Genomic DNA, 7,222 nt, shown 5'->3' with positions numbered 1-7,222 from the left:
CGTCTTGCTGGCATTCGCGCTCACCAGGTGATGATCGCCAGGCACTTCGATCCAGTTCTCACCGGTCTTGAAGACCTTTTCTTTGCCGTCGTTCACCTTGCTTCTGATTTCGCCTTCGATGACCGTGGCGTAGATGAAGGCGCTCTTCGCATGGGTGTGCGCCGGATTATATCCACCTGGTCCATATTCGACGAGGACGCCGCGCATGCTTTTGCCTGGGACATTCGGTAATTCATGATCGAAGACGACTGTGATCTTGGCGTTGTGGGCCTGCTGGGCCGCGATGGCCGGGGCTGTAGCAAGGGTCAGCGCCAGCACGGCAATGGTCATGGACTTGAGCATCGTATCTTTCTCCTGTGGGGCTCGCTACGATGCAACCAAGCTAAATCCATACACGGCGGAAGATCAGATATACGATAGTTTGCTGTCCAAGCCCGCGGCCACCAGAACACATTCCGAGGGGCGGTCGAGAACCAGTTAAGGTTGTTGTTGCGGTTGCCGCTAACAACATATATCTCGGAAATGCCACTCGAAATTGTCTTTTTCGCCATCGTTGCGATTGAGGTCAAAATCCCAACCGATCCCATCCCGGAGCGATCGAATGCATATCCAGCCGCAACATCGGATCTATATCTGCTTCTTTCTCTTCGCCATCTCGATGGGCGCGCTGCTCTCACGATTGCCCGATCTTCAGGACGCTTTGGGTGTCAACAAGTCCGAACTCGGCCTCACGCTGATCGGCGCGGCGATCGGTGCGCTTATTTCCCTGACCTTCGCGTCGCCGCTCATCGCTCGGGTCGGGGCGCGCAAGACAGCATTCCTGACGGTACTCGGCACCTCCGCTCTGCTGGCAACCATCCCCTGGGCCAATGCCGCTTGGCTGGTCTTCTTCATTCTTCTCTGTGAGGGCTTGCTGGCGGGAGCGCTGGAGATCAATCTCAATGTCGAGATCGACCGCATCGAAGCCCAGCTCGGGCGGGGTGTGATGAACAGGGCACACGGCTTTTGGAGCCTTGGATTCTTCCTGACCGCTCTCGTCTCCTCGGCCGTTCGTCAGGCCGGCGTGCCCATGCAACTACATCTTGCGCTGACCTTAGTCTTCGTTTTGATTGTCGGCACGGTTGTCATCTCAGGTATGAAGAACGCACCGGCCCGCGCCGGGCTCGAGCATGTGGAAGGACCGAGCATAGCGCTGCCGACCTGGGGGCTCATGCCGCTCTGCGTAATTGGCATTGCCGCCTTTCTGGTGGAAGGCGCCGGCATCGACTGGTCGGCGATCTACATGCGCGACGCCTTCGCAGTGGAACCTTTTATCGGCGGCCTTGGGCTGACGCTGTTCACCTTCTTCATGGCCGTGGCTCGCCTATTCGTCGATCCGCTCGTCGACCGGTTTGGCGCGCGCGCCGTAGCCACTTTTCTGCTGGTTTTCTCAGTGGCGGGCCTCTGCGCCGTATGGCTTGCGCCGCACCCTTATGTGGCGCTGTTCGGCTTTGCGCTGATGGGCGGCGGCTGCAGCGCGGTCTACCCTCTGGCGGTTTCCGCAGCAGCGCAGCGGACCGATCGCCCGGCCCATCTCAATGTCGCGGCCCTCGGGCAAATGTCCTTCGTCGTGTTCTTCCTGGCGCCGCCACTGCTCGGCTTCGTTGCCGAGCATGCGGGCATCAGGGTCTCCTATCTCGTCTGCCTGCCGGTCATCATTGCCGCCCTGTGTTTGACGAAAGCGCTGAAGCCGCGTGAGGCTGAAAACAAGACGGGCATCGAGAACACAGCCGATCAGGCAGTACGCGGTTAAACGCCCGATCGTGGTCGCCGTACCGCGGCAGCACGTAATCCGTTAAAGGCTCGGCTCTAATCCGCTTGCCCGGCAGAACGGCGATAGACGAGCGTACAGGGTAATCTCTCGACGCCTGGATCGACCTTCTCGCCTTTCGACAGGCCGAGGATCGCGAGCCCTGCCCGGTGACCGAGTTCCTTGAGCTCCATGTCAACAGTCGTCAGGGGCGGACGCGTCTGCCGTGAGACGACTTCCCAATTATCGAAACCCACGACTGCGACGTCGCCGGGGATCGAAATATTTCTGTCGCGCAGCGCATCGATGACGCCGCGGGCGATCTCGTCGCTGCCGCAGAAGATCGCATCCGGTTTCGCCCCGGATCGCGCGAAGACGGTCTCGATCGCCGCGTGCCCCCATTCTTCCGACCAGTCGCCGAACATGACCTCGGCCGTCGGCCCGACGAGCTCTCGGTAGGCCTCGGCGCGAATGCAGGCGGCGCGATAATTCTGCTCGCCGGTGATATGCAGGATACGCGATCGGCCGAGACCCTGGAGATGCTCGACCGCAAGCCGCGCGCCCTGTGCGTCATCGGGATGGAAGCTGACGCTGTCCGGCGGTCCTTGCGCGAAGACATAGACGACCGGGATGCGCAGCCTGGTCAGCTCTGGCGGCGGCTCCAGGTCGATGCGTGTCGCGGTGAAAATGATGCCGTCGACCTGTCTGTCGAGCAGCGCTTCGAGGTGCAGTTTCGCAAGTCGCGGATCGTTGTTGGTGGCGCAGAGGAAAAGCGAGACGCCATGATCGACCAGCACTTCCGATACGCCACTCGCCATCGGCAGTGTCAGACGCCCGTAGGTATCGTTGGTCAGCATGCCGATCGCATGGCTGCGCTTGGTCAACAACCCACGCGCGAGCGCATTCGGACGAAAACCGATCTCCTCGGCAATCCGCCTCACCTTTTCGCGCGTCTCGGCATTGGTTCTTCCAGTGCCGTTCAGCGCGTTCGAAGCCGTTGAAATACTCACCCCCGCGGCCTTCGCCACGTCACGGATCGTATGCCGGCCGCCACCCGATTCCTTCAAATTCGCACCCATTCAACTGACTTGTTAAAACCTTTTAGCAGAAATAATTTAGTTGCTAAAAGGTTTTAACAAAAACATGGCCATTCGATGCATACAGCCTGTCGACATGAAAAATTTTCTCATCTAACGTTGTGTTTGTCTCGAGGCAGAGGAGCCTCGCATAAGAGAAGGGGAACCCACATGCTACATTTGAAAACCACGATTGCCGCTGTTGCGCTGCTGGCGAGCTCTTCTCTCGCCAGCGCCGAAGAAATCACGCTCTGGGTGCGGACATCATCGGGCGCGGTGCTTCAAGGCCTGGCCGAAAAGTATAATGCCGCGCATTCCGACAAGGTCAATGTCACCCAGATCACCGCTGAACAGATGGTGCCGAAGCTTGGCGCCGCAATCGCTGGCGGCGCTGCACCTGATGGTGCAGTCCTCGATCTGATCTACCTGCCGACCTTTGCAGCCAATGACAGCCTTGAAGACATCAGCGATTTCGTAAAGGGTCTGCCTTACGCGGCTGCACTTAGCCCGTCGCACATCCGCCTCGCCACCTATGACGGCAAGGTCTACGGCGTGCCGGCGCTGCCTGATGCCTCCATCATCGCCTACAATACCGACCTCTTCAAGAAAGCTGGCCTTGACCCGGATAAGGCACCGGCCTCGCTCGAAGAGATCGCTGCTGATGCCAAGAAGATCCATGCGCTCGACAAGGAAACTTACGGCTTCTACTTCGTCGCCAATTCAGGCAGCTGGCTGATCTACGACTTCCTGCCGCATCTGTGGGCCGCCAATGCCGACGTACTGAGCGAAGATGGCCGCACTGCCACCGTCGATACGCCGGCGATGCGCGACACTATTGCCGCCTATCGCGACATGTGGAAGGAAGGCGCCATCCACCCGACCTCGCGTTCGGGCAATGGCAACAACGCAGTCGAAGCCTTCGCCTCCGGCAAGGTCGGCATCCTCATGACCGGCTCCTACATCGTCAACCTGCTGACCAGCAAATACCCCGACGTGAAGTTCGCGGTTGCCCCGATCCCGGGCCCGAAGGGCGGCGCATCGAGCTTTGCGGGCGGCGATACGGTAGCGCTCATCAAGGGCATCAGCGAAGAGAAGAAGAAGGTCGCTCTCGACTTCGTCAAGTTCTACATGGAGCCCGAGCAGCAGGTCTACATCACGCAGGAATCCGGCATGCCGTCGCGCACCGATCTTGCCAAGGAAGCCTATGCCAAGTTCGACCAGCGCAATCTCATTGCCTACGACATTCTGGCCAAGGCACGCACGCCCTACACCTTCTCCTCGGATGAGCTCTTCGTCAGCCGTACGGGCCCGTTCCTCAACCTGATCCAGGGCACGATCTTCGGCGACGATGTCGATGGTTCGATCAAGAAGGCGCAGGACGATTTCACCAAGATCCTCGACCGCACCAATCCGTAACTGCATCTGAAGCGGGGCGGTTTTCCGCCCCGCACATCCCGGATTGCCGACACGCGGTTTTGAAATCTTCGAGGAAAAATAGTGGTCGACACGCCGACAACTCATACCAAACAGCCGATCTCCGGGGAGCCGGAGCCGAAGGGCTGGCTGGGGCTGGCCTTCATCCTGCCCGGCTTCCTCTTCATCCTGGTGCTGTTTCTCATTCCGCTCGCCATGACCATATGGATGAGCTTCTACAACTGGCCGCTGCTCGGCCGAAAAAAATTCATCGGCTTTGCCAATTACAGCGAACTCCTTGGCGACATGCAGCTCTGGCATTCGCTTGGCTTCACGATGCTTTATACCGTGCTGGTGACGACCGCGATTTTCGTGGTGGCCTTTCCACTGGCATTGCTCGTCGATCGCCCGCTGCGCTCGGCAGGATTTTTCCGCACGATTTTCTTCATGCCTGTCGTGATCGGCTTCGGCGCGGCCTCCACACTCTGGATGTGGCTGCTCAATCCCGATAGCGGCGTCTTCGCGCAGGTACTGCGCGGAATCGGCCTGATCAGCTCGGCTCCGCGCCCACTCGAAAGCTTCTGGCCGGCGATGGCCGTGATCATCCTCATGGTCGTCTGGAAGACCGCCGGCTTTACCATGGTCATTCTGCTGACCGGCCTGCAGGGCATCTCCAACGATGTCATCGAGGCCGCCAAGATCGATGGCGCCAGCGTCTTCAGCCGCTTTCGCCGCATAACCCTGCCGCTGATGCGCAATTCGCTGGTACTGGCGCTGGTGCTCAACGTCACCTCCTCCATGCTCGCCTTCGACCAGTTCTTCATCATCACCCAGGGCGGGCCGGAAAACAGCACGATCTCGGCGGTATTCTCGATCTACCTGGCGTCCTTCTCGTCCTATCGGCTTGGCTACGGCTCAGCGCTCTCCTTTGCGCTGCTGATCGTGCTGGTCGCCATCAGCGCCATTCAATTCGTGCTGTTGCGCGAGCGCCCGGAGGAAGGCTAATGACCTCGACGCAATCCAGTACAAACAGCAATCCGCGCGGTGGCCAGACGGGCTATCTGCTCTTCCTGCTCGCATCGATCCTGCTTGCGATCTTCTTCATCATGCCGATCGTCTGGTCGCTCGCCAATTCCTTCAAGCCGGCGGCCGAAGCACTTGCCAACCCGGCCGCACTGTTTTCCAAGACCTTCTCGCTGGAGAACTACCGGCGGCTCGAAAATGTGGGCGCCGGCTGGTATGTCTATGCTGCCAATTCGGTGATGATCGCGATCGGCACTGTCCTGCTGACCATTATCGTCTCCGTGCCTGCCGGCTACGGCTTCTCCAAGTTCAGGTTTCCGGGCCAGTCGATCCTCTTCGTGCTGATCATGGCGACGATGATGATCCCGTTCCAGTCGATCCTGACGCCGCTGTTCCTGATCCTGAAACTGCTCGGGCTGCAGAACAACCTGTTCGGCCTGGTGCTGATTTACGTCACCTTCCAGCTGCCGTTCTCCGTCTTCATGATGCGCAATGCCTTTGACGCCGTGCCGAAGGCGCTGATCGAGGCTGCGCGCATCGACGGGGCATCGCAGGCGACGATTTTGCGCCGCATCATGCTGCCGATTGCGCTGCCCGGCGTGGCAACGGTGGCGATGTTTGCCTTCCTCAATTCGTGGAACGAGTTCCTGGCCGCGCTTATCTTCCTGTCGGACCAGAACAAGTTCACATTGCCGATCATGCTGGTGAACGTGTCCTCCGGCCTCTACGGCATCATCGACTGGGGCGCGCTGCAGGCCGGCATCGTGGTCACCATGATCCCCTGCATCATCCTCTTCCTTCTTCTTCAACGCTATTATGTGCGCGGCCTGACGGCCGGYGCCGTGAAATGAGACGCGGCCCGCCCGCTCAAGGAGTTCCCATGCCCATCGCCCAGAAATCCCAATCACGATCCCCGATCGACCGTTACGTGCCGGCCGACCATACGCGCGTCATCTTCAACGGCGGCTTCTGGAGGAGCTGGACTGAGACCGTCCGCAACGTGACCATCCCGACGCAGCACATGCGGCTCGACGAGGAAGGCTTTCTCGAAGTGCTTGATTTCGACAAGCCGGCCGGGCCGCTGGCTCGGCCGATCCAGCCGAGCGGCCTGTCTATGCAGCATTTCTTCGATTCCGATTTCGGCAAATGGATCGAGGCAGCAAGCTATACGCTGAAGAATAATCCGAACCCTGACATCGAGGCAAAGATCGACGCGATCGTCGAGAAACTCGAACATGGCCAGATGGACGACGGCTATCTCAACAGCTGGTTCATCCGCCGCGAACCGGAAAAGCGCTGGACCAATCTGCGCGACCTGCACGAAATGTACTCGATGGGCCATCTTCTGGAAGGCGCCGTCGCCTATTTCGAAGCGACGGGCAAGCGCCGTTTCCTCGACGTGATGATCCGCGCTGTCGATCATATCATCGACACCTTCGGCAGCGAACCGGGCAAGTTGCGTGGCTACRACGCCCATGAGGAAATCGAACTGGCTCTGGTCAAGCTCTACCGGGTGACGAGGGATCCCCGTCACCTGAAGCTCGCTACCTATTTCGTCGACGAGCGGGGCCAGATGCCCTCCTATTATGACGAAGAGGCGCGCAAGCGCGGCGACGATCCGGCCAGCTACGTCTTCCAGACCTATGCCTACAGCCAGGCACACATGCCGATTCGTGAACAAACGCAGGTCGTAGGTCATGCCGTGCGCGCCATGTATCTGTTCTCGGCGATGGCCGATCTGGCCTTCGAGAATGACGACGAGAGCCTGAAGAGCGCCTGCGACCGGCTGTTCGACAATCTGGTGGGACGCCAGCTCTATATCACCGGCGGCCTCGGTCCCTCGGCTTCCAACGAAGGCTTCACCCGCGAATACGACCTGCCGAATGAGACTGCCTATGCCGAGACCTGTGCTGCGGTAGCC

At 59.6% G+C, this 7,222-nt stretch carries 7 protein-coding genes; 5 read left to right on the top strand and 2 right to left on the bottom strand.

What is annotated here, in order from left to right:
* The coding region (locus AC1D35_RS34150) for a cupin domain-containing protein (protein WP_477942301.1) at nucleotides 1-342 on the bottom strand (342 nt) is incomplete at its 3' end.
* A 259-nt stretch (nucleotides 343-601) separates the two neighbouring features.
* On the opposite strand from AC1D35_RS34150, the gene AC1D35_RS34145 reads away from it, so the two are divergent.
* Nucleotides 602-1,792 (top strand): MFS transporter, encoded by a 1,191-nt coding sequence (locus AC1D35_RS34145; protein ID WP_477853532.1) that lies wholly within the window; start codon nucleotides 602-604, stop codon nucleotides 1,790-1,792.
* A 56-nt stretch (nucleotides 1,793-1,848) separates the two neighbouring features.
* Here the strand turns inward: AC1D35_RS34145 and AC1D35_RS34140 are convergent, their stop codons facing one another.
* The gene (locus tag AC1D35_RS34140) at nucleotides 1,849-2,868 is read right to left on the bottom strand and encodes a LacI family DNA-binding transcriptional regulator (RefSeq protein WP_477853534.1); all 1,020 of its coding nucleotides are present in this window, start codon (nucleotides 2,866-2,868) and stop codon (nucleotides 1,849-1,851) included.
* Nucleotides 2,869-3,036: 168 nt separating this feature from the next.
* Here AC1D35_RS34140 and AC1D35_RS34135 point away from each other — a divergent pair, with 168 nt between their 5' ends.
* The 4 genes from AC1D35_RS34135 to AC1D35_RS34120 form a co-directional block, all read left to right on the top strand.
* Nucleotides 3,037-4,281: an ABC transporter substrate-binding protein gene (locus AC1D35_RS34135; RefSeq protein WP_477853536.1), complete on the top strand. Its 1,245-nt coding sequence runs from the start codon at nucleotides 3,037-3,039 to the stop codon at nucleotides 4,279-4,281.
* Nucleotides 4,282-4,362: 81 nt separating this feature from the next.
* Nucleotides 4,363-5,283: a carbohydrate ABC transporter permease gene (locus AC1D35_RS34130; RefSeq protein WP_477853538.1), complete on the top strand. Its 921-nt coding sequence runs from the start codon at nucleotides 4,363-4,365 to the stop codon at nucleotides 5,281-5,283.
* The gene (locus tag AC1D35_RS34125) at nucleotides 5,283-6,152 is read left to right on the top strand and encodes a carbohydrate ABC transporter permease (RefSeq protein WP_113296571.1); all 870 of its coding nucleotides are present in this window, start codon (nucleotides 5,283-5,285) and stop codon (nucleotides 6,150-6,152) included. Before AC1D35_RS34130 ends, AC1D35_RS34125 begins: the two co-directional genes overlap by 1 nt.
* Nucleotides 6,153-6,181: 29 nt before the next feature.
* The coding region (locus AC1D35_RS34120) for a glycoside hydrolase family 127 protein (RefSeq protein WP_477942297.1) at nucleotides 6,182-7,222 on the top strand (1,041 nt) is incomplete at its 3' end.

It is taken from the genome of Rhizobium sp. P1_E6, assembly GCF_056405875.1.
Note: the sequence above shows the minus strand (reverse complement) of the source record. Positions and strands in the feature narration are given on the sequence as shown.